This is a genomic window from Arthrobacter gallicola, from assembly GCF_014836775.1.
In the GTDB taxonomy this organism is placed as follows: Bacteria; Actinomycetota; Actinomycetes; order Actinomycetales; family Micrococcaceae; genus Arthrobacter_B; species Arthrobacter_B gallicola.
Genome location: NZ_JACSQD010000003.1, coordinates 370131 through 392324, shown reverse-complemented (window position 1 = coordinate 392324; position 22194 = coordinate 370131). Strand labels below are relative to the sequence as shown.

The following is a 22194-nucleotide window of genomic DNA, read 5'->3' as shown; positions in this document are numbered from 1 at the left end:
CGGCGGGGGCAACCTTGGGCAGAGCAGACTTGCACTTCTTCCTTTCCCCTGCCTTCAGCACCGGGCACTGACCTAAACTAATCCAACCGGTTAGGTCCTCCGCCAGCGCAGCGAACAGGGGAAATGCATGGTGACGTTCGGCATTGAGGAGGAATTCCTGCTCATCGATCCACTCAGCGGTATGCCCGCCGCGCGCGCGGCTGAACTTTCGGGGAAGCTGGCGGAAACATCCGCGCTGGTGACGACGGCGAGCGCAGAGTTCCTCGCCTCACAGCTGGAGACGTCCACCATTGTCTGCGAGTCCCTGGAGCAGGCGGCTGACGCGCTCCTGCTGTCCCGTGCCCATATTGCCGAGGCGGCTTCTGCTTCCGGAGTTGGTGTTGCGCTGACGGGGGCAGCTCCCCTCATCCCGGAGCCGCCCGCGGAGATCACCCAGTCCGGGCGGTACCTGCTCATGGGAGAGGTGACAGGCGCCGTAGCGGGCGAGCACTACCTCAACGGAACGCATATCCATGTGGGAATTCCCGACCGGGAAGACAGGGTAGCCGCCCTGAACCGCATCCGCCCCTGGCTCGCAACGCTCGCGGCGCTGTCCGCCAACTCTCCGTTCTGGCGGGGACGGGATTCGAGTTTTTCCAGCTGGCGGCTTATTCATTACCGGCGCTGGTCTGTCCAGGGCTGCCCGCCGTACTTTGCTGATGCCGCCGACTATGACCGGCGGCTCGAGCACCTGCTCGCCACCGACGTCGTGCTGGACGCCGGCCACATTGGCTGGGCAGCCCGGCTTTCGCAGCAGTACCCCACCCTGGAAGTGCGGGTGGGCGACGCGCAGCTGGAGGCACAGGATTCAGTTCTGCTGGCGGCCCTGGTGCGCGGCTTGGTCACAACTGTCCTGCGGGAACCGGAAGCCTCTCCCACCGACCCGGAGATGCACGACGCCGCCCTGTGGCAGGCCGCCCGCTACGGCCTCGACGCGCACCTGATGGGACTGGACGGTGTCTCTTCCCCGGCCCAGGCCCAGCTGGACACCCTCCTGGCTTACATCCGGCCCGCACTGGAAGACGCCGGCGATCTTCCCTATGTTGTCCACGGACTGGAGCGGCTGCACCGGACCGGCACTGGAGCCGCCCGCCAGCGGGCCGCCGTGGCACAAGCCGGCTGGTCCGGACTCACTGACCTGTTCCGCCGGTCACTCGCTGCCGCGTAGCGGACGTGAGAAAAACCTCAGGTTACTTCTTATTTGGTGCCGGCAAGGATTTTGGACCTAGGCTTTTAGACAGGCTCAGCGCTACCTGCGCCCCTGGCCGTAACACGATCTTGGAGGGATGCATGGCGACACTGGGCATCGAGGAAGAGTACCTGCTGCTGGATCCGTCCACCGGGCTGCCGGTGCACAAGGCTGATGAGGTAGCCGGATACCTGCACCAGTCCCCGCGGGTGACCGAGGATGAAATCCAGCGTGAGCTGCTCAGCTGCCAGCTTGAAACCGCCACCCCGGTTTCTTCCACGCTGACGGAGGCGGAGGAATACCTGCTCAATTTCCGCACCCAGCTTGAGGCAGCAGCCAGAAAGGCTTCAGTGGTGGCCGCCGGAACCGCGTCCGCACCGTTTATCGAGGACCACTACCCCGAGCTCACGGACAAGGAACGGTACCGGGACCTGCGGGACAGTGCACCGGGCATAGTCGGCGACCAGTTCGTCAACGGCCTGCACGTGCACGTGTCGATTCCGGACCGGGAGTCCGGGGTCCAGGCTTTGAACCGAATCCGGGAATGGCTGCCGGTGATCGTCGCCATGAGCACCAATTCGCCCTACTGGCTGGGCCGGGACAGCGGTTTCGGCAGCTGGCGGGTAGTGCACTACCGCCGCTGGCCCGTCCAGGGCTGCCCGCCGGTCTTCCAGGATGCGGCAGATTACGAGCGCCGGGTGAAACAGCTGGTGGCAACCGGAGCGATCATTGACCGCGGAGTCCTGACCTGGATGGCCCGGCTTTCGGATTCCTACCCCACGTTGGAGGTCCGTGCCGGCGATGCCCAGCTCGAGGCCCGTGATTCTGTCCTCCTGGCGGCTTTGATCCGCGGGCTGGTCAGCACCGCCGTGGAGGAAGCAGAGCGGGATGTGCACCGGCCCGTCCCGGAAGCCGAGCTGCTCGACGCCGCGATGTGGCAGGCCGCCCGTCAGGGCCTGACCAGCACACTGGTTGACCCGGTGAGCGCGGAGCTGGTTCCGGCCAAGGACCGGATCCGTGCCCTGCTCGAGTTCACCGGAGCGGCGCTGGAAGCGGAGAAGGACACGGAATGGGTTCAGGCAGGCCTCGCCGGTCTCTGGGAGAACGGCACGGGCGCCGAACGGCAGCGCCGGGCCAGGGAAACGGGCGGCACCGCCGGCCTGCTGGAGCTTTACCGGTCCAGCCTGTCCGGCGACGGTGATTCCGGGCGGTAGGAAACTGATCTGAGGCTGACCCGGCTCCGGGGCCCGGCTTTCCTTGATCTCGGTGTATTGCGCTGGCTAACGTGACGTCTACTCTGCCTGTTGCGCCCCTGGCGCAGCAGGCGGTGCCTGGATCACAACCGTTTGGAGTATCTGCCATGGCAACACTGACCGTATGGAAATTCCCCGACGCGGATGCCGCAGAACGGGCAACGCAAACCCTCGCCAGCCTCCAGTCCCAGAACCTGATCAATGTGCAGGACGAGGCGATCATCACGTGGCCCCGCGACAAGAAGAAGCCCCGGACCATCCAGGAGCACAATCTGGTTGGCACAGGGGCACTGGGCGGCGGTTTCTGGGGGCTGCTCTTCGGGCTGATCTTCTTCATTCCGCTGATCGGGGCCGCCGTTGGTGCTGCTGTGGGTGCCCTGTCGGCGTCGATGGTGGATGTCGGCATTGACGATAACTTCATCAAGCAGGTCCGGCAGGAAGTCACGCCGGGAACGTCGGCACTCTTTGTGCTGTCATCGGATGCTGTTGAAGACCGGGTTCTTGATGCTTTCAAGGATGGCTTCCCGAACGCGACCCTGATCGCCACCAACCTCTCCAAGGAGCAGGAGGCGAATCTCCGGCAGGCCTTTGCCGAGGCGGACTGAACCGGCTGATTAATACGGCAGGGCACGGCGGCGGGAACCCGCCGTCGTGCCCTGCCGTATCGTTAAAGGCGATGATTACCAGACGCCTTGCCGCACAGATCCTTGATATTCCGCTCGAAATGGCCACCCGTCACGGCATTCCGCCGAAGCTGGAACGTTCCGAGCTCGATGAACTCGAAGCAAATCCGCCGCAGTGGCTTGTCCAGTCGCGCGCCAACCGGACCGGTAAGCGCCCGGTCTGGGTCTCCCTGGAGTGCTCAGTCTGCGGCTACCGCGAGACGGCACGGCCAAAAAAGTGGTGGCCGGAGTTCACCCACACGGTCTGTTTCGACCACAGTGTGCGGGAGCTTCCCCCGGTTCCCGCGGGCTGCGTTCGGAGCGAGTACGAAGGCGTTGGCAGCCGTTTCACCGGAATCGTCGATGTTCCGGTGTCAGCCGGCTGATGCCCGGGCCGGCGGCTGGCTAGCCCGGGCCGGGTTTGTTCCCGGGTGCGGCTAGCGTCCGGTGGCAGCCAGTCCGGTCCGGGCCATCGCGTCCTTGTAGGCCAGCCGCATCTCTGCGAGTGACTCCTGCTGGCGTTCCTCCGTGGCCCCGAAGGAGCGTCCCTCCGCGGACCGGGCCTTGTAGATCTTGAAGCTGCGCCGGTAGATCATGCGGTTCTCGGTCTTCAGGAACGCCGCACACAGCCGCTGGGCCTCTGTGCCGTGCGCCACGATCACCGAGGCACGCGGCACCAGCGCCAGGAAGCGCAGCAGCGGCCGCAGCCCCTCCTGGACTTCTTCCTTAGTCAGCTTGGTGTGCGGCTCCCCCGGCGTGTACCAGGGGTGCACGTTCCACGGCATCACGTACTCCGGCCGCAGGCCCACCTGCCAGTGGACCCCCAGCAGGCGGGTCATCGCCTCGTCGCTTCCGGCGGTAATGAATCCTGACGGGTGCGCCGGACCGTTGTTGGAGAAGAGACTGACGATCCTGGCTTCGTCCACATCATGCTGCGGGTCGATGTACGGCACCTGGCTGCCGGGCTTGAGTTCCATCAGGGAGTCACAGAGCTGGTTCACCTCGGCGACGTTGGGTTCGTAGCGGCGGTCGAACAGCGACAGTGCTTCGGTGGGTGTCTCTGCGGGTGTTTCCAGCGCTGTTTCTGCTGGTGCTTCTAGGGCTGTTTCAGCGGGTGTCTCCAGCGCTGCGGGTGTTTTAAGGGCTGTTTCTGCGGGGGCGGACTGCATGGGGGTGGCGCTTCTCCTACGGTATTGCGGTTCTTCCCGCCGCCGGGCTTTGGGGCACAGCACAGCGCTCCGGTCGGCACGGCTTTCAAGGGCCGCGGGCAGCGGAGCAGCAGGTCAGTGGTGGGTGCGGTGGAAAGGGGCGCCTCCACACCTGAATCCGGACACTGCAGAGCGCAGGACGGCGGGCGGAGGGCTTCCCCCAAGCTTACCAAGGTCAGGCACGGCCCCCGTGCCAGCCATCCACGGCCGGAGGGCTCCTTGCCGCTCTCCCGCCAGTTCCCGGGCACACAAAAAGCACCCCGGCCCGCAGGCCGAGGTGCTTTTCGCAGTGTGGAGATGGGGGGAATTGAACCCCCGTCCGATGTCGTGTTGTCAGGGCTTCTCCGGGCGCAGTTCACGTCGGAGTTTCTCGGCCCCAGCCATCATGTGAACAAGTGGCTGATCCGGGCCCAGCCGTCTAAAAGTCCCGAGCACTCCAACGGCGAAAGTGCTCAGCAGTGGCCCTCTAAATGACGCCAGGATCCGGGACGAGAGCATTCCCGGTCTGACGGACTATGCCCGCTGCTTAGGCAGCGAGAGCGAAGTCAGTGCGCTTTGATTCGGCACTTATTGGTTTGCAAGGAGCGTTTACGAGATAACCCTGCATCCTCGGCCCGCTTCACCTGTCGCGACTAACATCGTCGAAACCTGTCATCCCCATATTCAGTTACCAACTGATCTTCCGGCAGTTTAACCACCGGACCGTTAACTATAGCGCATCTTCACGCGCGTTGGTCAGCCCGCACCGCACTGGTCAGCCGCGCAGCGTTGACGGAACGCTCACGACCGTCCCTCCGGAGCAGCTGCCGCCGCAAGGACCTCAGGCGCCGCGGTTCTTGGCGCGCATCTCCCTGAGCGCCTCCCGGTTATCCTGTTTCTCCCGCAGTGTCTGGCGCTTGTCATAGTCGCGCTTGCCGCGGGCCACAGCGATTTCCACCTTGGCACGTCCGTCCAGGAAATAGAGCTGCAGCGGAACAATCGTGAACCCTGACTCCCGGATTTTCTGCGAGATTTTGTTCAGCTGTTCGCGGTGCAGCAGCAGTTTCCGGCGCCGCCGTGCCGCGTGGTTAGTCCAGCTCCCGTTGAGGTACTCAGGGATGTAGACGGCTTCCAACCACAGTTCGTCGTTGTAGAACGTCGCAAAGCCGTCCACCAGGGAAGCCCGCCCCTCCCGGAGGGACTTCACCTCGGTCCCCATAAGCACCATTCCGGCCTCATAGGTATCGAGGATTTCGTAGTTGTGCCGGGCCTTGCGGTTGGTGGCCACAACTTTACGGCCACTTTCTTTGGGCACGGTTCAACTCCTTAGGGTGGATCCAGGACGCGGAACAACCATTGTAGGCCTAGAGCAACCCCGAGGGGTTAACCAGCTGACCGTTCAGCATGGTCTCAAAGTGCAGGTGGCAGCCGGTCGAGTTGCCGGTGGAGCCCACGTAGCCGATCAGCTGTCCGGCGTTGACCCACTGTCCGGCGGAGACCACCCGGCTGCTCATGTGGTAGTAGTTCGTTGCCAGGGCACTGGTACCGATCACGCCGTGGTTGAGCACAATCCGGTTTCCGGTACCGATCATTTCGTTGCCGCCCATATCCGAGCGCCATACCTCGCCGGCAGCAGCGGCGTAGATCGGTGTTCCGCAGCCGGCACCGAAGTCGATGCCGGAGTGCAGGTAGCCGCCGGTTCCGGAGAAATCGATGGTGCCCGCCGGCGTCGGGCGCCAGCCGAACCCTGAAGTTACCGGCGCGCTGACCGGGTACCGGAGGCCAAAGGCAGACGGATTGGTGGGAACCACAGTCTGTGGCGGCGGTGCCGGCTGGTTGTTTTGCGCTGCCTGCTCGGCAGCTATCCGGTTGGCTTCGGCAATCCGTGCCTCTTCTGCCCGGCGTGCTTCCTCCAGCAGGATGCGCTGGCGCTCGGCAATCTCAGCCTGGACCGCTGCCTGCTCGGACTGGATGGAGGACAGCTTGGCCTGAACAACGGGCTTCTGCGCCTCAAGCTCATTGTTGAGGGCTTCGGCGCTGGCAATCAGCTCATCAACCTTGGCCTTCTCAGCGGCCGCTTCATCGCGGGCGCTCTGCTCGGCTTTCAGCGCTTCCTCGGCCTGGGCCTTGAGCGTGGAGATCTCCTCTTCCACCGCAGCCAGCCGTGCCTCGGAATTCACATTGGTGGCCGACTGCTGGGTGAGGCGCTCCACCGCAGCGTTCTGCCCGCGCAGTGCCTGCCCGGCCATACCCAGGGAGTCCGTCAGGCTGTCTGCTCCCTCGGCACCAAACAGCAGGCTGAGGCTCGAGGGCACGCCCCCGCTCTTGTACGCCTGGCTGGCGATCTGCCCAATCACCTTCTGGGTTTCATCCAGCGCTTTTTTGTCCTCGTCGATCTGGGCGCTGATGGTATTGCGGGTTTCCTGTGCCAGGGCCACGCGGTCGGTCAGGGCACCCACCTTGGCTGATGCGGAAGTCACCCGGCCCTCGGCGTCGGCCAGTACTGTCTGGGCAGCGGGAAGCTCTTCGTTCTGGTAAATGTTCAGCTGGGCCACGGTCTTGGCAATGTCCTCGCCAAGGTACTCATACTGTTCCTGTACCCGCTGCTGCTCGGCGTCGAGCGCTGCCTTGCGGTCGGTGAGGTCATCCGCGTTGGCGGTGGAATTGAACGCGAGGACCAGGGCAAGCGCCATCGCAGCGGCAGCGGCTGCCGCCCGTTTGGCACGGCGCGGCCGTGAAACCTGACGGTCAATCATTGGCGGGACTTTCCATGAAACTTTTCAGCTTTCCTTTCGCAAGTGCCCACACTCTAGACCTTGATGTACCGTCTGAGCGTCAGCAGCGAGGACACGCCCGCCAGCAACGCGCCAAGAATCAGCAATACCGGACTCAGTATGAGTACTTCCTGTGCAGATATGAAGGCAGTCGCGGGGTACTGGCGTGCCAGCATCCCGATGAAGAAGTGTGCAACGGCCCACAGTGTACCCGAGGCCAGCACGGCCCCGATGAGCGCCGCGATGACCCCTTCCAGGACAAAGGGCAGCTGGATCACCGCCTTGGACGCACCCACCAGGCGCATAATACCGGTCTCCCGGCGGCGGCTGAAGGCGGACAGCCGGATTGTCGTGGCGATGAGCAGGATGGCGCACACCAGCATCAGGACGGCGATCAGCAACGCAACGAGCGAGGCGATGTTCATAAAGGAGAAGACCTTTTCGAGCAGCTCCCGCTGGTCGCTGACGGACTCGACGCCGGGCATCGAAGAAAAGGCCTCGTTGATGACTTCATACTTTTCCGGATCCACCAGGGACACCCGGAAGGTCTCCGGCAGCTGGTCCGCGGTCACGCTGTCCACAATTGGGGAGTTGGCGAACTGTTCGCGGAAGTGGCCCAGCGCGGTCTGCTGGTCTTCGAACTGGACCGTGTCGATGTACTGCTCGAACTCCGGGGAATTCAGCTTGGCTTCGATCGCGTTGCGCTGCTGGTCGGTCACCGCGCCCGAGGCGCATGACGGGGACGTGTCATTGTCAACGCAGAGGAACACAGCCACCTGCACCCGGTCGTACCAGTAGCCCTTCATCTGGTTGATCTGCAGCTGCAGAAGGCCAGCCGCGCCGACAAAGGTCAGGGACACAAAGGTCACCAGGATGACTGAGACAACCATGGAGAGGTTGCGGCGGATCCCGGAACCGATCTCGCCCATCACGAAGGCCATCCTCATTCGGAGACCTCCGAACCGGCCAGGCCGTTGGGTTTCGCGGCGTCGACGGTCTCGGGAGGCGCTTCGGCACCGGAGTTTCCGCCGTCGTCCGCCGGAGCCGATGTGGTTCCGGCCGCCGGGACCACCGGCTGCATCGCCGTCGCCAGGTAGATCCCTTCACGTTCGTCACGGACCACCTTGCCGTTGCGCAGTTCGATGACCCGCTTGCGCATGGCGTTAACGATGTCGTGGTCATGCGTGGCCATCACAACGGTGGTCCCGTTCTGGTTAATCCGGTCCAGGACCTTCATGATGCCCAGGGACGTGGTGGGGTCCAGGTTTCCGGTCGGTTCATCCGCGAGCAGGATGCCGGGCTTGTTCACGATGGCGCGGGCAATGGCCACACGCTGCTGTTCGCCGCCGGAGAGTTCATGCGGGAGCCGCTGGTCCTTGCCTTCCAGGCCAACGGTCTTCAGGACCTCCGGAACGGTCTCCCGGATGACGGCGCGGCTGCGGCCGATGACCTGCATGGCAAAAGCCACATTGGCGAAGACGGTCTTGTTGGGAAGCAGGCGGAAGTCCTGGAAAACGACGCCGATGCCGCGGCGGAGGCGGGGTACGCGCCAGCTCGGGATCTTGGCGACGTTGGAGCCGGCCACATACACGGTGCCGCGGGTCGCGTGCTCTTCCTTGAGCACCAGGCGGATGAGGGTGGATTTCCCGGAACCGGATGCTCCTACCAGGAAAACGAACTCACCGCGGTCGACGTCGAGGCTGACCGAGTTCAGGGCCGGCCGGGAATTGCGGTCATAGACCTTGGTGACGTTGTCGAAAGTGATCATCGCTGTTTCATGCCCTCGCGTAACAACCGGAACGGCAAGGGCCTTGGGCTTGGGAGCAGGTAACCGGCCTTTCGACTATAGCCAGCGGAATGCCGCGGCGGGCAGAGCCTTTGCGGGTGTGTCGCCGGGCCTGCAGCCGGGCACGTTCGAACAGCGCAGTCATTTGGGCCTCCAGGCGCTCCAGCCGCCGTCCATCAGATGAGCCGACAGGCTCCCGTTATCTGGCTCAGTCCCGCAGCATAGGGCAAAGCGCCGCCGCGTAGTTCGCATATACTTTCGCTTCGTGCCACCCCTCACTCTGACTGAGTCTCCCCTGTCTTCAGCGCAGCCGCCTCCGGCAACGCACCCGGCAGCAGCAGCGGGACACCAACAGCCTCCTGCGGGCCACCGGCCGGACATCCAGGGGCTCAGGGCCCTGGCCGTCACTCTGGTGATCTGGTACCACCTCTGGCCGCTGTCCCTTCCGGGCGGCTTCGTGGGCGTGGATGTCTTCTTCGTCATCTCCGGGTACCTGATCGTTGGGTCGCTGGCACGCGAAATCATGTCGACAGGCACATTGGCCCTCGCCCGGTTCTACAGCCGGCGCATCAAGCGGCTCCTGCCGGCCGCGGCCACAGTATTGCTGGCCACCCTGGCCGCCACCGTCCTGCTCCTTCCGGAAGGACGCTGGCAATCAGTAGCCCGTGACGTCGCTGCAGCCGGCTTGAACATTCAAAACTGGAACCAGGCCTTCTCGGCGTCCAGCTATGAAGGTGCCACAGCGTCGGTGTCTCCCCTGCAGCACTACTGGTCCTTGGCCGTTGAAGAACAGTTCTATCTTTTCATTCCGCTGGTCATGCTCCTGTGTGCCGGTGTCGTCCGGAAGGCCCGCGGAACGCGCCAGATTCGGGGTGTCCTCATCGCGGTACTCGGTGTACTGACCGTGGCCTCCTTCCTCCACTCAATCCTGTATTCCGCCACCGCTCCCGGTCCTGCCTACTTCTTCACGACCACCAGGATCTGGGAGCTGGGCTTGGGCGGGCTTCTGGCGATCTTGGTTCCACGGCTCCGTTTCGGAACCCGCGCAAGCGCCGTCCTGGGCCTGGCAGGATTCTTGATGGTGCTCGTTGCGGCCGCGGCGTTCTCGACCGCCATGGCTTTCCCGGGATGGGTGGCGCTCCTGCCCGTGGCCGGCACCATGGCCCTGCTGGCTTCAGGCAGTTCCCGGAGCCGCCTCGGGTACGCTGCTCCTGCGCGCTGGCACTCGCTTCGTCCGGTGACGTATATCGGAGATATCTCCTACTCGCTTTATCTCTGGCACTGGCCCGTGATCGTCTTTTCGGTGTATGTTTTCGGGCCTGCCCCGAGCTTGCTGCACGGCGGTGCCGTCATCGCAGGCAGCCTCGCCCTGGCCGCACTCTCAACCCGTTTTGTGGAGCAACCGTTCCGTACATTTGATCCGGCTCGGTTCAGAAGGCGGCTTCGATCCCGTTCCAGAGGACGGCGGCGTGCAGCAACGCCGGAGTACCGCTCTGTCTTTGTGCTGGGAGCGCTCCTGACCGTGGTTCCAATGACTGTGGCTGCCGTGCCCTACCTGGTTGTGGAAGAGAAGACACAGGCGCTCAACGCTGAGCTGGACCTGGCGTCATATCCCGGGGCAATGGTGGCCTACGGTGCTCCTGACGCGGTAGTCCCACGCATGCCGGTGCGGCCGGACCCGGCGGTTGCCACCGCCGATCAGCCACATGCTCCCGATGAATGCCGTACAAGCTATGACCCGGCGAAGGTCGACTACACGGATTGTGTTTTCGGAGATCCGGCCAGCAGCCGGAGCATAGTGCTCGTGGGCGACTCCCACGCGTCCCAATATATGGACTCGCTCAGCATTCTGGCCCGCGAAAGCGGCCACCGCCTGTATGTCCTCACCCGCAACGGCTGTCCCTTCAGTGTCCACCCGCTCACATCAGATACGTTCACCTACACCAATTGCTCCAGTCAGAACGAACAGACCATCAAGGACATCCTGGCGATAAAGCCCGCCCTGGTAGTCACCGCGGCCCTGAGTCCCGCAGGATATGAGGACGCGCTGGGCTGGCGCTGGGGCGATAAGGCCGAAGCTGTCAGCGGTTTCGCGGGAGCCTTGGCACCGCTTGCTGACGCCGGCATCCGGGTGGCGGTCATCAGCGACTTACCTTATCCGCCGTTCAACGTGCCGGAATGTGTTGCCAAGGACCGGGACGGCGCCTGCAGTTTTGACCTCCCGCAGACCACCAGCCCGCTTGCTGAGGCGGCGGACGCCATCGAGGGCGCCACAGTGGTTGATCTAATGGACTACCTCTGCCCGGAGAGTATCTGCCGTGGCGTAGTTGGCAACGTTCTGGTCTATCGGGATAACCACATCACCGGCACCTTCGCCAAGACCCTCGCCATTCCGCTGCGGGACTCCCTGGGATTGTAGTTCGGACGGGAACTTTAGTTCCGGGCCGAGACACTGCCGTTGGCGCGCCAGCGGATGCCTGCGTCGATGAAGTCATCGATCTCGCCGTCGAACACTGCGGACGTGTTGCCAACCTCGTGTTCGGTGCGAAGGTCCTTGACCATCTGGTACGGGTTCAGCACGTAGGAGCGCATCTGGTCACCCCACGAAGCCTTCACATCGCCGGCGAACGCCTTCTTTTCGGCGTCTTCCTGCTCCTTTTTCAGCAGCAGCAGCCGGGATTGGAGCACGCGCATAGCGGCGGCACGGTTCTGCAGCTGGGACTTCTCATTCTGCATGGAGACTACGGTCCCGGTGGGAAGGTGCGTCAGGCGGACGGCGGAATCCGTTGTGTTCACCGACTGCCCGCCGGGGCCGGAGGAACGGAAGACATCCACGCGGATCTCGTTGTCCGGAATGTCGATGTGGTCGGTGGCTTCAATCAGCGGAATGACCTCGACCGCGGCGAAGGAGGTCTGGCGGCGGCCCTGGTTGTCGAAAGGGCTGATCCGCACCAGCCGGTGCGTGCCGGCTTCGACCACCAGCGTGCCGAAGGCATACGGTGATTTGACCTCGAAGGTAGCGGATTTGAGCCCGGCTTCCTCGGCGTAGGAAGTGTCAAGGACCTGGGTCGGGTAGCCGTGGCGTTCGGCCCAGCGGAGGTACATACGCAGGAGCATTTCGGCGAAGTCCGCGGCGTCCACGCCGCCGGCACCGGCCCGGATCGTGACCACAGCTTCGCGCTCGTCGTACTCGCCGGAGAGCAGGGTGACAACCTCAAGGTCGGCCAGGGCCTTGCGCAGTGACGCGAGTTCGGTCACGGCCTCGGCCTTGCTATCGGCGTCGGACTCATCCTGGGCGAGCTCCACCAGCACTTCAAGGTCATCGATGCGGGCTTCGAGTTTCTGCAGCCGTTCGAGCGCGCTCTGGCGGTGCGAGAGCTTGGAGGTGATCTTCTGCGCGGCGTCGGGGTCGTCCCAAAGGTTGGGCTCCCCGGCCATCTCGCTCAGTTCGTCGATGTCCTCCTTCATTGCTGCGACGTCGGAGACGTCCTCGATGGACGCGAATGTCGAGCGGAGCGCGCGGATTTCTGCGGGAAAATCAATTTCAGCCATGGTGATTACAGACTACGCCATGGCCCGGTTCGGGGACCGGTGGTGCGGTCCGACGCACCTTGGATGAACCAGGGAACGTCGGTGGCTGGCAGTAGATTGGTGCTGTCCTTGCGGGATGGGGAGCGAGCAGTTAAGGAACCACCGCAGTTAGGAAGCACCGCAGTGAAAGGAGCCACGTCATTTCCATGAACCGGCAACCAGAATCCGTTTCTCCAGTCCGTCATCCCGAATCCGGCAGAAAGTACAGCCGCGACCAGCTGGAAGACCTGGCCGGCCAGGGCGACCCGTGGGCTTTGGTCAAACTCGATGACTGGGACCAGTACACCGCTGCCGACTACGCGGGTTCACGCCGCGACCGTTGCCCCGATCCGTCCTGCGACCAGTACGGAGAGCGTGTGACCCTGTGCTTCGGCGACGACGGCGCGCTGCTGGAAGTCGACCATGGCGGATGGAGCCACTATCCCCCGCAGGAGCAGGCAAAGGCGTCCTAATCCTGCTGCGCGCCTCCCCCTGACAGGTCACCTCGTCAGGCGGGCCCGCGCGTCGCTTTGGGCCGTGATGGGTATCCCGTCCGGTACCAGGAAATTCACGATCGGCGGGTGAACGACGCCGGACAGCACCACCCGGGCAGTCCGGCTGTCGACTGTTCCCGTCTCGGCTGCCACGTTCAGAGAGTCGATCCGTTCCGATGCCCGGCTGTCGGCCAGGTACCGCTCTACCGCCGCGGTCACGGCTCCGGCATCAAGCACGGCAGCAGGAACATTTCCGGGCCCTGCCTCCGATCCCTGAACCTGCGACAGCGAAAAGGTGTCGGCTGCTGCGAGCGCCGCTCCGTCAGCGGCCGAAAGAAGTCTCTTATGTCCGAGGTAAACCGATGATGCCGCGGCGACAACCGTGATCACCAGCAGCGCAAGCAGGACATAGCCGATAATCAGCACGCCGACCTGTCCGGCGTCATCCTCCGGCACCTTCTCCGCCGTCCTCATCCGAACCGCTCCACTGTCTGCATGGAGGTGGCATCGACCCGGACCGGCGCCATGTCCAGACCGGGGATCGAGCCTGCTGCTGGCAGGGGAACATCGAAGGTCACGGTCACGGTCACCGTCGATCCGGGGGCATGGCACCCGGTTGAACATGACACAGCCATCTCCAGTCCCGCCCCATCGAAGCCAAAGTCGGAGAGTGCGAGTTCGGCGGCTGTGCGCACCTGGGCTTCGGGGCTGCCGTCCGGCCCCGCAGCTGCATAGACCTTCGCGGCATGGTCTGCGGCACCCACCACCGCGTAGGCCGCGCCCTGGACCTGTCCGGCGGCGACAATGAGATAGACCAGCGGAACCAGCAGCAGGACGCCCAGGAACACGAACTCCACCACGGCACTCCCCTGCTCAGCGCCGTCGTCACCCGCGGCAGCCCTAATCCGCTGCGTCAGGCCAATAAGCATGCCCGGTCACCTCTATCCCTCCGCTGGGTCCGATCAGTCCTATCACCGGCAGTGGGGCGGCTACCCGGATCTGAAGCATGGCCGCAGCACCGTCTCCCATGCGGGTGTAGGTGATGTCTTCGGCGAAGGCCGGAGACAGCGTCCCGGAGATAAGGTTCCGGGCACGTTCCACCCCCTCCTGCGGGCTGCGGTCCGCCAGAGTACCGTAACGGGCACCGGATGCCGCCGCATCGATGAGCGTATTGCGAACGTGAAGCACCAGGGCCAGCTGTATCACCGCGACGACGATCACCGTCAGCAGGGCACCAATCAGCACAAAGTCCACGACGGCTGACCCAGCTTCGCCGGTTCGGACGGATTTGCGGGCTGCCCCGGCATTCCGCTCCCGGCCGCTGGCCGCAGCGGACTCCGGCTTACCGCCGTACCTGGTCAATGGCAGATTCAAAGAGTGTTACGAGCTGCTCCTGGGCGACCGCAAGGATGGCAGCGACCAGGACAGCCGACATCAGTGTGATCATTACCCAACCGGGAACGTCACCCCGTTCACGGTCGGTTCTGTCCGGTGCAAGTGCCGCCAGCAGCATGAGCTGCAGGCGGACGGCAAGCCGGGCCGGAAAGGAGCGGATCTGGGACCTTGTTTGCATTGGAACCCTTTCTTTCTTTTCTTGGGGCGGCAAATGAGCAGCGCTGGGCCTGGCCTTTAGAGTCCGAGCTTCAGCAGGGCGAGGCCCGGGAAGATGGCGAACAGGACAGTGAGCGGAAGAACTCCGAAAACCAGCGGCACCATCATCGCGATTTCCTTCTTGCCTGCTTCTTCCATGAGTTCGCGTTTGGCGAGGTCCCTGACGTCCTGGGCCTGGGCCCGCATAACGTCTGCAAGCGGGGTGCCGCGTTCGATGGCGACTGAGATGCCGTCCACAAACCGGGACAGCGGTGCCAGTTGTGTCCGCTTGGACAGATTGGCGAGGGCACCCAGCAGCGGGACCCCGGAGCGGGTTTCCGCCAAGACCCTTTCGAATTCACCGGCCAGTTCTCCGTGCGCCGTCCTTCTGATCCTCTCCAAAGCGCCGCCGGCGCTTTCGCCCGCGCCTACCGCCAGAGCCATCATCTCGGCCAGGCTGGGGAACTCTGCCAGCATCAGCGCCTCGCGCCGCGTCACCGAGCGGGTCAAAAGATAGTCGCGCAGCAGGTACCCCAGCAGCCCTCCGGCTACCGTTAGAACCGCTGCTCCGGGCACCGAAACGCGGCCGTTCACGGCCAGCCATACGGCCCCTGCCCCGCCAACAACCAAACCGGCCCCGGAATAGAGCAGCTGCTCAGAGCGGAACTCCAATACGGTCAGCCCTCTGCCCGAACGCTCCAGCCGCTTGTGCAGAGCCGACGCAGCAGGATTGAGCCGGTTCAGTTTCAGGACCAGGTCGTGGAGTACCGGACGGAAGATCCGTTCCAGGGGTCCGAAGGGTGTGACGTCAGCGGGCTTGAGCAGGCGCGAGCCATGAGTGCCGGCACGCAGCTGCGGGGCGATCCGGTCGGCAAAAGTCCGCGGCCGAAGGAAGGGCAGCCGAACAACTGTGAGCCATAATCCGATTCCGAGTCCGGCTCCGGCGAGGAACGCCGCCGGCCACTCCGCACTCACCGCAGGACCCTCTCGTCGGGTGGCAGGGCGCCGATGCGCAGCATAAGGCGGTAGCAGCCGATCGAAATCACCATTCCTGATACGAGGACGGCAGCTCCCGCGGGAGTGTTGTAGGCGGCCACGGCCTCGGGACGGCTGGCCATCAGCACCAGCACGATCCATGGGGCCGCCACGGCCAGCCGGGCAGCGTTGATCGTCCAGGATTGACGGGCAAGGAGCTCGCTTCGAGTCCTGGCGTTCTCGCGCAGGAACTCGGCTAGGGTTCCAAGGAGCCGCCCGAGGTCGGATCCGCCGACCTGCCTTGTAATACGCAGGGCTTCCACGATCCGGTCACCTACCGGGTCCGCCAGTCTCTCCTTGAGGCTGCCCAGGGCTTCGTCGAAATTGCCTCCAGCCCGGTAATCCGCCCCAAACTCACGGAACGGCGGGCGCAGTTCCTGCGGTCCGTTCTCCCCGAGCTGGATCAGCGCTTCGGGCAGTGACAAGCCCGCGCGGATAGCCGAACGCAGGTGGTCCACGGCATCCGGCCACAGTTCTAACAGCGACGCTGAGCGCCTGCGTGCCTGCCACCGCACCGCGGTGAGCGGAACAGCACAGGCGAACACACCGAAGCAGGCGCCGATGGCAGGCGATCCGGTCAGCAGCCACACCACCAGCAGTACCAGCATCCCGAGGACACCGCTGCTGGAGATCAGTCCCGCGGGGCTCACCCACGACACCCCCGACGCCGCCAGCAGCTCTCCCAATTTCCCTGGGCGCCGCGGTTTTCCTGCGCGGGGTGGCAGGGCCCAGCAGGACCACCAGACGAGGAACAGCCCGATGCCCAGTGTCAGTCCAGCCACGGTACTCATGCTGCCGGCTCCAGCAGCTCCGTAAGGTTCATCCCCGCGCGGGCAAATTTTTCCGGCGACGGAAGGGACGTCAGGCTGGGCATCAACCTGCCGTTCTCACGCTGAAAGACCAGTGAAGACTCAATGATGCCGTTTTCCACGCGCCGGCCGAGCGCCAGTATCTCCGCGATTTCCCGCCGCCCGCTGGAGGTGCGGACACAGTGCACGACCAGGTCGATGCAGGACGCCACCGTGGGAACCACGAAGGCGCTGGAGATATTGGCACCGGCAAGCAGCGGGAGAGTGGAAATTTTCGTGACTGCGTCGTGCGCGCTGTTGGCATGGACGGTGCACATCCCGGGCAGCCCGGAATTCAAGGCGATCAGCATGTCCAGGCTTTCTGCCTCACGGACCTCCCCCACTATTAAGCGGTCCGGCCGCATCCGCAGCGCCTCCTTGACCAGGCGGCGCAGGGGGATCTCCCCTGTTCCCTCTAGGTTCGCCTGGCGGCATTGCAGGCCCACAACGTCGCGGAGGGGCAGCTGCAGTTCGAAGATTTCCTCCACCGTCACGACCCGTTCCCGGGCCCCGATGGACGCGGCCAGGCAATTCAACAGGGTGGTTTTCCCTGCCTGGGTGGCGCCTGACACGAGGATGTTCAGGCCTCCTGCCACCGCGGCGGCCAGGAACCGGGCCGCCTGTGGCGTGAGTGTCCCCAGCTCCACCAGGTGCTCCAGCCGGCTGGCGCGGACAATGAACTTGCGAATGTTGACGGCCCAGTGCCTGCGGGTGATATCCGGGATCACCACGTGCAGGCGGGATCCGTCTGGAAGTGCGGCATCCACGAACGGTGAGGATAGATCCAGGCGGCGGCCCGAGGACTTCAGCATCCGTTCCACCAGGTCGCGGACCTGTTCGGCGGTGAGCGTTAGTGCGGTCAGCTCAGAGCGGCCATCCCGGGCAGCGTAGACCTCGCCCGGTGAGTTGATCCAGATTTCTTCCACCGTGGGATCGTCAAGAAGGGGCTGCAGGGCTCCGTACCCGGCAACGGCGTCGAACACCCTTTTCCGTGCTTGGTCCAGTTGGCCAAGGGCCGGCAGCGACCCCAGGAGTGAGCGTTCGTCATAATCCTGGACCGCTGCTTCAACCAGGCGCCGGACCTCGGGGACCTGCCGCGCCGGGTCCAGCCCGCGCACGCGAATGAGCTCACGAACCTCATCCTCGACAATACGCACAGCGTCCATGGCGCTCCCCCGGGCTCTCCGCAGCTGGAAGCTGCAGCAACGAGACTAATCTGACTGGCCATCATCGCGGCCGTTGGGGGCGAGGATAGGAGATTTAGTCACGGCTGGCGAGAGTGAAGGGCGCCTAATGTGGAAAACTCTTGGGTTCGTCACCGGCCTTGGGGCACCGGATTCAGGACATGAGCGTTTTGCCCCAGGTAAAGGCGTTATCTGCTGGTGCCAGCGGGAAGAACCACGGCAGCTTCCGGTCTTACCTTTTGCTTGAGCCTCATCGCCGGTGCCTCAATCCACGTGAAACTTGCCAGCGCCAGCGGTATGACGCATGCAAACGTAACGAAGAGATAGACGGGCAGGGAAAGGTCCGGAAGCGCAACTTCGAAGAGGTTCTGGACCGGCACCCCGTAAATGTAGATGCCGTAGGAAAGGTCGCGTTTGGCTCCTACCCGCCTCAGCGGTAAGACGGAGCCAAGGACGAAGATAAGCACTGCAAATGGAAGCGGCGCCAGAACGGTTGCAGTGTTGGTGACGACGGACAATGCGAGCACGGCCGCAGAGATGGACACGGCAGGCACAACCCTGATTCTCCGCGCATGTATGTACATCAGGGCACCTCCGCTGAAGGCCGCCATGAGCGCAGGAGCGAGGGTGAGTTCGCTGGGCGGAACCAGTCCCATGTGTGCAGCCAATGCCGCGGCAGTCGAACCCAGGAAAATGAGCAGCAACAGGGCGCTGCTTCGGGCCCGCAGCGCGGCGGTACCCAGGACGCCGACGCCGAGGTAGCAGCACGCTTCCCAGAAGAGGCTCCAGAGGGCACCGTTCCATATTTCTCCTTCCGCCAGCGTGGTACCGATGCTGGTCTGAGAGAGGAACGGTGGGTATAAGAGCAGATTACGAACGACGTACATCAGCGAGTCACTAAATTCGAGTGACCCCTCAGACCCAAGAACGACCGACAATGGGGCAAACACAAAGGCAACCATGAGCAGGGCGGCCAGAAATCCAGGATATATCCGGAGGAAACGGGCCCGGAGAAAGCGGGCTGCCGACTGCCCATTGAAACGGCTGCGGGTAATGAGGTAGCCGGAAATACCGAAAAACCCAAGGACAGCCCAGGCTCCCAGGGGTCTTCCGCCCAGAGAAGGCTCGTCCCCAACCCGGCCGATAACCCATGAATGTGAAACGACCACAAGAGACGCAAGAACCAGTCGGATTGCATTCAGGGAATTGCTTCTAGGGTCGAAAAGCTCACCCAGTGTTATGCGGGAAATTCGCTTTGCCTGCACCGACAGGTGTGCGTATTCGGCCATTTATCAATCTTTCAACGTGATGACAAAACCTGGTGCAGCGCTGTGAAACAGCGGCATCAGCTGGATTCCTGGGCGCGGATCATGAGCCCCGGCCAGCATAATGCAGGCGGAGTGTTTTGGCGCACACCGGAAGAATCTGGATCCCAGTTCAGCGATTCCGCGGCCTGTGGGCCGGAATGCTGCGGCCGTGCCTTCGCGGTTCGCCGCTCCCGTCGCGGACCGTGCGGCGCCATCGCTGCGGAGCATAAAGGGTATTCTCTAGTACTGAACCTGGGGCGTCCGGGTGCTATCGAAAGGTCCGAGTGCCCGAATGCCGACACCGATCCCTGTCGTAAATGGGTTAATCGACCGCAAGGAGAGGCCCCGTACTGTGTCTGGTAAAGGCCGGCGAACCCGTCCCCCCCAGCTCACCCCGGGGATGATGTTGATTGCAGTCGGGCTCGCGGGGACGCTGCTGGCCTTCTTCCGTGTCCCGGCCGTTTCTTCCGGGACAGTTTGGGCTGAGGACGGACGCGTTTTCCTGCAGGAGTACCTGGAGCAGGGACCCGGCCTTCTTGCACCCTACGACGGTTATCTGCACTTTTTGCCCCGGCTGATCGTTGCCTTTGTGGCGGCGGTGTTCGGGTTGGAGGCTTATGCTGTCGCACTGACGGCGGCGTGCAGTGTTGTCATTGGCCTCATCGCAGCTCTGACGTATTACTGCACTTCCGCTCTCACGTCTAATGTGACGGCCCGGCTTGCGTGGGCTTCCATCCCCGTGCTTGTTGCACCCGGCGCATTGGAAACCATGGGTAACGCTGCCAATCTCCATTGGTATCTGCTTTGGCTCATGCCTTGGGTACTCCTGAAGCATCCCGATACGTTTGCCCAGAAATTAGTCCTGGCGGCAGCAGCGCTGGCGGGAGCACTGAGTGAGATTCAGTCGGTCCTCTTCCTCCCCCTCCTGCTCTGGCGCATTAAAGACAAAAGCCTGTGGTGGGCTAAGGGCGGCTTCATCATCGGAGTGGTGTGTCAGATAACCACACTTTTAGCGTTCCCAAGAGAACGTGATGGCATGGGACAAGACTGGGACATCTTGTCGGTTATTTATGGATACTTTCTGAATTCCAGTGCAGCGGTCTCTTTTGGCAGCAGTACCGTTATCTCAAACCATATCCAGGCTTTCGGTCCGGCCCCGATCATCCTCAGCGCCATACCTTTTGCAGTGGTGGCTATCCTGGTGATGCGGCTTTCAGTTGGTGTACAGCGGGTTGCAGGTATCACATGGCTGCTCGCCTCCGGTATTGTTTGGGCAGCAGCCGTCGTTGTCAATCCGGCACCGTATTTTAAATACGCCGAATTCGATACGCTTGACAAATGGTCGGAATTCTTCCTCAGCCGCTACAGCACGGCCCCGTCGATGTTCCTCCTGGCCCTCATACCGCTGCTGATCGCGGCTACTTCAGCCTCTTCAGGCTCTGATCTCCAACGGACGCGGGATTCGTTTATCAAGACCCCCCACTTCCGCGCAGCATTGGCAGGGGTGTTCTTGATCCTCCAATCCATCTATTTCTTCCCAGTTGATGCCGCTAGCAGCAGCGGGCCCAGCTGGGCCGAAGGAGTGCGCGCTGCCCGAATTTCCTGCAGTACCGACCCAACACTTTCAAGCGTCGAAATACTGCAGGAACCAGCTGGGTGGAGGTCGACGATTCGGTGTGAGGATCTATAACGCCGTTCTTCGGCAACCTGCAAGACATCGGGAGTGCGGCGCGTCACAGCGGCGGAAAGGTCTATCTGTCCGAAACAGGGCCCGCCGAATCAAATGCCCGTGTTGTTCCTATCGATGAACGCCCGGCTGTCGATAGTCTGCAATGACCCCCGGCCCGATGGCGGGCCAAATATTTGGAGTAACTGTGAACATAAAATCGCTCACCCGCTGGCTCGGGAGTGCAGCCCTGACCGGAGCCCTCGTCTGCAGTGGATTGTCCCCCGCTTTAGCAGAGCCCCTGCCCTCACCCGCACCATCCCCGTCCTCAGCATATACTGGCTCCGAATCCGTGCAGGCACCTTTAGAATCTGCCGTCGGGCCCGCCACAGAGGTGCCCTCGGCTGATGCTACGGATCCCGTCGTAGATTCGTCGGCAGAAGGTTCCGTTGCCGAATCCCCAACTGCAGCCGCGCGCGCTCTGGCGGAGACAGCCAAGGAGGAGGCGGGAGTGTTTGGGGCCCGCATGGGTCAGGGTTTGGAGCGGCTGCTGGTTACGGGCGATGCGCAGGTCCCCACCCCCGGGGAAGAACAGCAGGAAGCTAATGCTGAAGCCGGGCTGGAAAACCCGCTGCAGATTCCGGACACAGCGGCGGGTGCCCCTGCCGCTGCGGTGTCCGGCGAAGCATCCGCGGCTGCTCCCGCCGCCGCGCTGGCCGCGACCTGGATGCCCTCCGGCATCCAGGGCATGGATGTCAGCAGCCACCAACAGAATGTGGACTGGGGTTCCGCGTGGCGCCAAGGGTCCCGCTTTGCCTACGTCAAGGCAACCGAAGGAACCTACTACAAGAACCCCTACTACAACCAGCAGTACAACGGTTCGGGGAATGTGGGAATGGTGCGGGGCGCCTACCACTTCGCTATCCCCTCAGTTGGCTCAGCCGCGGCCGAGGCGAATTATTTTGTGAATAACGGCGGGGGCTGGTCGGCGGACGGACGGACGCTTCCTCCGCTGCTGGACATTGAGTACAACCCGTATCCTCAGCTGGGCAATACCTGCTACAACATGAGCGCCGCCCAGATGATTGCCTGGATCAGGGACTTCTCGAATACCATCCAGTCCCGCACCGGGCGCGTCCCGATGATCTACACCACCGCTGACTGGTGGCGGACCTGCACCGGGAACACAAACGCTTTTGCAAACCATCCCCTGCACATTGCTTCCTACAGCCAGGCCGGCCCCGGTGCCCTGCCGAATGGCTGGCCGGCATACAAGGTCTGGCAGTACTCCAGTACCGGGCCTTTCGCTGGTGATTCAAACGTGTTCAACGGGAGTACTGCTGATCTGGACCGGTTTGTCCGCAGCGGATCGCCGGCTGCTGACGCCATTGGTGTCGCCGCAGCAGCCAACCCAGCTCTTGGCGCACCTCGTGGCGGCGTCGTCTGTGGGCTTAGTGGCGGAGGGTGCTACCAAAACTTTGCCGGCGGTGCCGTGCTCTGGTCCCCAGCGACAGGAGCTCAAGCCAGTGTGAACGGCCCCATCCGCACCGCCTACCAGGCCAGCGGATTCGAAAACGGCCCACTGGGCTACCCACGCAGCCCCCAGGTCT

Annotated in this window: 22 protein-coding genes and 1 other RNA gene; 8 read left to right on the top strand and 15 right to left on the bottom strand. The window is 63.4% G+C overall.

Going from position 1 to position 22194, the window contains the following annotated elements:
• Positions 1-127 precede the first annotated feature (127 nt).
• From H9639_RS08980 to H9639_RS08965, 4 genes are all read left to right on the top strand, one after another.
• On the top strand, positions 128-1207 hold the full coding sequence (locus H9639_RS08980) for a carboxylate-amine ligase (RefSeq protein WP_191807729.1): 1080 nt from the start codon (positions 128-130) through the stop codon (positions 1205-1207).
• Positions 1208-1329: 122 nt separating this feature from the next.
• A complete protein-coding gene (locus H9639_RS08975) occupies positions 1330-2442 on the top strand; it encodes a carboxylate-amine ligase (protein WP_191807728.1) in 1113 nt (370 codons plus the stop codon).
• Positions 2443-2684: 242 nt separating this feature from the next.
• Positions 2685-3086, top strand: a complete 402-nt coding sequence (locus tag H9639_RS08970; RefSeq protein ID WP_404799660.1) for a DUF1269 domain-containing protein — start codon at positions 2685-2687, stop codon at positions 3084-3086.
• A gap of 71 nt (positions 3087-3157) precedes the next feature.
• On the top strand, positions 3158-3529 hold the full coding sequence (locus H9639_RS08965) for a hypothetical protein (RefSeq protein ID WP_191807727.1): 372 nt from the start codon (positions 3158-3160) through the stop codon (positions 3527-3529).
• A gap of 51 nt (positions 3530-3580) precedes the next feature.
• Here H9639_RS08965 and H9639_RS08960 read toward each other — a convergent pair whose 3' ends face one another.
• From H9639_RS08960 to ftsE, 6 genes are all read right to left on the bottom strand, one after another.
• Positions 3581-4312 carry a uracil-DNA glycosylase family protein gene (locus H9639_RS08960; RefSeq protein ID WP_225219371.1) on the bottom strand — a complete coding sequence of 244 codons (732 nt, stop codon included), beginning with the start codon at positions 4310-4312 and terminating at the stop codon, positions 3581-3583.
• 328 nt (positions 4313-4640) lie between these two features.
• Positions 4641-5010: a transfer-messenger RNA gene (gene ssrA / locus H9639_RS08955) on the bottom strand.
• A gap of 161 nt (positions 5011-5171) precedes the next feature.
• A complete protein-coding gene (gene smpB / locus H9639_RS08950; protein WP_191807726.1) occupies positions 5172-5645 on the bottom strand; it encodes an SsrA-binding protein SmpB in 474 nt (157 codons plus the stop codon).
• 49 nt (positions 5646-5694) lie between these two features.
• On the bottom strand, positions 5695-7086 hold the full coding sequence (locus H9639_RS17180) for a peptidoglycan DD-metalloendopeptidase family protein (protein WP_318242041.1): 1392 nt from the start codon (positions 7084-7086) through the stop codon (positions 5695-5697).
• Between the two features lie 53 nt (positions 7087-7139).
• Positions 7140-8051 carry a permease-like cell division protein FtsX gene (ftsX, locus tag H9639_RS08940; protein ID WP_191807725.1) on the bottom strand — a complete coding sequence of 304 codons (912 nt, stop codon included), beginning with the start codon at positions 8049-8051 and terminating at the stop codon, positions 7140-7142.
• Entirely contained in the window at positions 8048-8872 is an 825-nt protein-coding gene (ftsE, locus tag H9639_RS08935) for a cell division ATP-binding protein FtsE (protein WP_191807724.1), read from the bottom strand. The genes ftsX and ftsE overlap by 4 nt, the downstream gene beginning before the upstream one ends.
• A gap of 283 nt (positions 8873-9155) precedes the next feature.
• Here ftsE and H9639_RS08930 point away from each other — a divergent pair, with 283 nt between their 5' ends.
• On the top strand, positions 9156-11309 hold the full coding sequence (locus H9639_RS08930; protein ID WP_318242040.1) for an acyltransferase family protein: 2154 nt from the start codon (positions 9156-9158) through the stop codon (positions 11307-11309).
• A gap of 14 nt (positions 11310-11323) precedes the next feature.
• Here the strand turns inward: H9639_RS08930 and prfB are convergent, their stop codons facing one another.
• Positions 11324-12442, bottom strand: coding sequence for a peptide chain release factor 2 (prfB, locus tag H9639_RS08925; RefSeq protein ID WP_191807723.1), 1119 nt, complete (start codon positions 12440-12442; stop codon positions 11324-11326).
• Positions 12443-12627: 185 nt separating this feature from the next.
• Between prfB and H9639_RS08920 the strand changes: the two genes are divergently transcribed.
• On the top strand, positions 12628-12933 hold the full coding sequence (locus H9639_RS08920; protein ID WP_191807722.1) for a hypothetical protein: 306 nt from the start codon (positions 12628-12630) through the stop codon (positions 12931-12933).
• 27 nt (positions 12934-12960) lie between these two features.
• Here H9639_RS08920 and H9639_RS08915 read toward each other — a convergent pair whose 3' ends face one another.
• The 8 genes from H9639_RS08915 to H9639_RS08880 form a co-directional block, all read right to left on the bottom strand.
• Entirely contained in the window at positions 12961-13428 is a 468-nt protein-coding gene (locus H9639_RS08915) for a pilus assembly protein TadG-related protein (protein WP_191807721.1), read from the bottom strand.
• A complete protein-coding gene (locus H9639_RS08910; protein ID WP_191807720.1) occupies positions 13425-13883 on the bottom strand; it encodes a hypothetical protein in 459 nt (152 codons plus the stop codon). The genes H9639_RS08915 and H9639_RS08910 overlap by 4 nt, the downstream gene beginning before the upstream one ends.
• Positions 13855-14316 carry a TadE/TadG family type IV pilus assembly protein gene (locus H9639_RS08905; RefSeq protein WP_191807719.1) on the bottom strand — a complete coding sequence of 154 codons (462 nt, stop codon included), beginning with the start codon at positions 14314-14316 and terminating at the stop codon, positions 13855-13857. The genes H9639_RS08910 and H9639_RS08905 overlap by 29 nt, the downstream gene beginning before the upstream one ends.
• The gene (locus H9639_RS08900; protein ID WP_191807852.1) at positions 14297-14527 is read right to left on the bottom strand and encodes a hypothetical protein; all 231 of its coding nucleotides are present in this window, start codon (positions 14525-14527) and stop codon (positions 14297-14299) included. Before H9639_RS08900 ends, H9639_RS08905 begins: the two co-directional genes overlap by 20 nt.
• A gap of 56 nt (positions 14528-14583) precedes the next feature.
• Positions 14584-15519, bottom strand: a complete 936-nt coding sequence (locus H9639_RS08895; RefSeq protein ID WP_191807718.1) for a type II secretion system F family protein — start codon at positions 15517-15519, stop codon at positions 14584-14586.
• The gene (locus tag H9639_RS08890) at positions 15516-16370 is read right to left on the bottom strand and encodes a type II secretion system F family protein (protein ID WP_191807717.1); all 855 of its coding nucleotides are present in this window, start codon (positions 16368-16370) and stop codon (positions 15516-15518) included. The genes H9639_RS08895 and H9639_RS08890 overlap by 4 nt, the downstream gene beginning before the upstream one ends.
• Positions 16367-17593, bottom strand: a complete 1227-nt coding sequence (locus tag H9639_RS08885; RefSeq protein ID WP_191807716.1) for a CpaF family protein — start codon at positions 17591-17593, stop codon at positions 16367-16369. Before H9639_RS08885 ends, H9639_RS08890 begins: the two co-directional genes overlap by 4 nt.
• A 206-nt stretch (positions 17594-17799) precedes the next feature.
• Positions 17800-18900: an acyltransferase family protein gene (locus H9639_RS08880; RefSeq protein WP_191807715.1), complete on the bottom strand. Its 1101-nt coding sequence runs from the start codon at positions 18898-18900 to the stop codon at positions 17800-17802.
• 418 nt (positions 18901-19318) lie between these two features.
• Here H9639_RS08880 and H9639_RS08875 point away from each other — a divergent pair, with 418 nt between their 5' ends.
• Both H9639_RS08875 and H9639_RS08870 read left to right on the top strand, forming a co-directional pair.
• On the top strand, positions 19319-20608 hold the full coding sequence (locus H9639_RS08875) for a hypothetical protein (protein ID WP_191807714.1): 1290 nt from the start codon (positions 19319-19321) through the stop codon (positions 20606-20608).
• Positions 20609-21095: 487 nt separating this feature from the next.
• Positions 21096-22194: GH25 family lysozyme (locus tag H9639_RS08870; RefSeq protein ID WP_318242039.1), on the top strand; the 1099-nt coding region annotated here is incomplete at its 3' end.

Excerpts from the sequence above, each read along its gene's own strand:
- H9639_RS08875 (WP_191807714.1), top strand. The coding sequence starts at position 19,319 with ATGATGTTGATTGCAGTCGGGCTCGCGGGGACGCTGCTGGCCTTCTTC.
- H9639_RS17180 (WP_318242041.1), bottom strand. The coding sequence starts at position 7,086 with ATGATTGACCGTCAGGTTTCACGGCCGCGCCGTGCCAAACGGGCGGCA.
- ftsX (WP_191807725.1), bottom strand. The coding sequence starts at position 8,051 with ATGAGGATGGCCTTCGTGATGGGCGAGATCGGTTCCGGGATCCGCCGC.
- H9639_RS08900 (WP_191807852.1), bottom strand. The coding sequence starts at position 14,527 with ATGCAAACAAGGTCCCAGATCCGCTCCTTTCCGGCCCGGCTTGCCGTC.
- H9639_RS08975 (WP_191807728.1), top strand. The coding sequence starts at position 1,330 with ATGGCGACACTGGGCATCGAGGAAGAGTACCTGCTGCTGGATCCGTCC.
- H9639_RS08890 (WP_191807717.1), bottom strand. The coding sequence starts at position 16,370 with ATGAGTACCGTGGCTGGACTGACACTGGGCATCGGGCTGTTCCTCGTC.
- H9639_RS08885 (WP_191807716.1), bottom strand. The coding sequence starts at position 17,593 with ATGGACGCTGTGCGTATTGTCGAGGATGAGGTTCGTGAGCTCATTCGC.
- prfB (WP_191807723.1), bottom strand. The coding sequence starts at position 12,442 with ATGGCTGAAATTGATTTTCCCGCAGAAATCCGCGCGCTCCGCTCGACA.
- H9639_RS08880 (WP_191807715.1), bottom strand. The coding sequence starts at position 18,900 with ATGGCCGAATACGCACACCTGTCGGTGCAGGCAAAGCGAATTTCCCGC.
- H9639_RS08910 (WP_191807720.1), bottom strand. The coding sequence starts at position 13,883 with ATGCTTATTGGCCTGACGCAGCGGATTAGGGCTGCCGCGGGTGACGAC.
- H9639_RS08960 (WP_225219371.1), bottom strand. The coding sequence starts at position 4,312 with ATGCAGTCCGCCCCCGCAGAAACAGCCCTTAAAACACCCGCAGCGCTG.
- ftsE (WP_191807724.1), bottom strand. The coding sequence starts at position 8,872 with ATGATCACTTTCGACAACGTCACCAAGGTCTATGACCGCAATTCCCGG.
- H9639_RS08915 (WP_191807721.1), bottom strand. The coding sequence starts at position 13,428 with ATGAGGACGGCGGAGAAGGTGCCGGAGGATGACGCCGGACAGGTCGGC.
- H9639_RS08980 (WP_191807729.1), top strand. The coding sequence starts at position 128 with ATGGTGACGTTCGGCATTGAGGAGGAATTCCTGCTCATCGATCCACTC.
- H9639_RS08920 (WP_191807722.1), top strand. The coding sequence starts at position 12,628 with ATGAACCGGCAACCAGAATCCGTTTCTCCAGTCCGTCATCCCGAATCC.
- H9639_RS08965 (WP_191807727.1), top strand. The coding sequence starts at position 3,158 with ATGATTACCAGACGCCTTGCCGCACAGATCCTTGATATTCCGCTCGAA.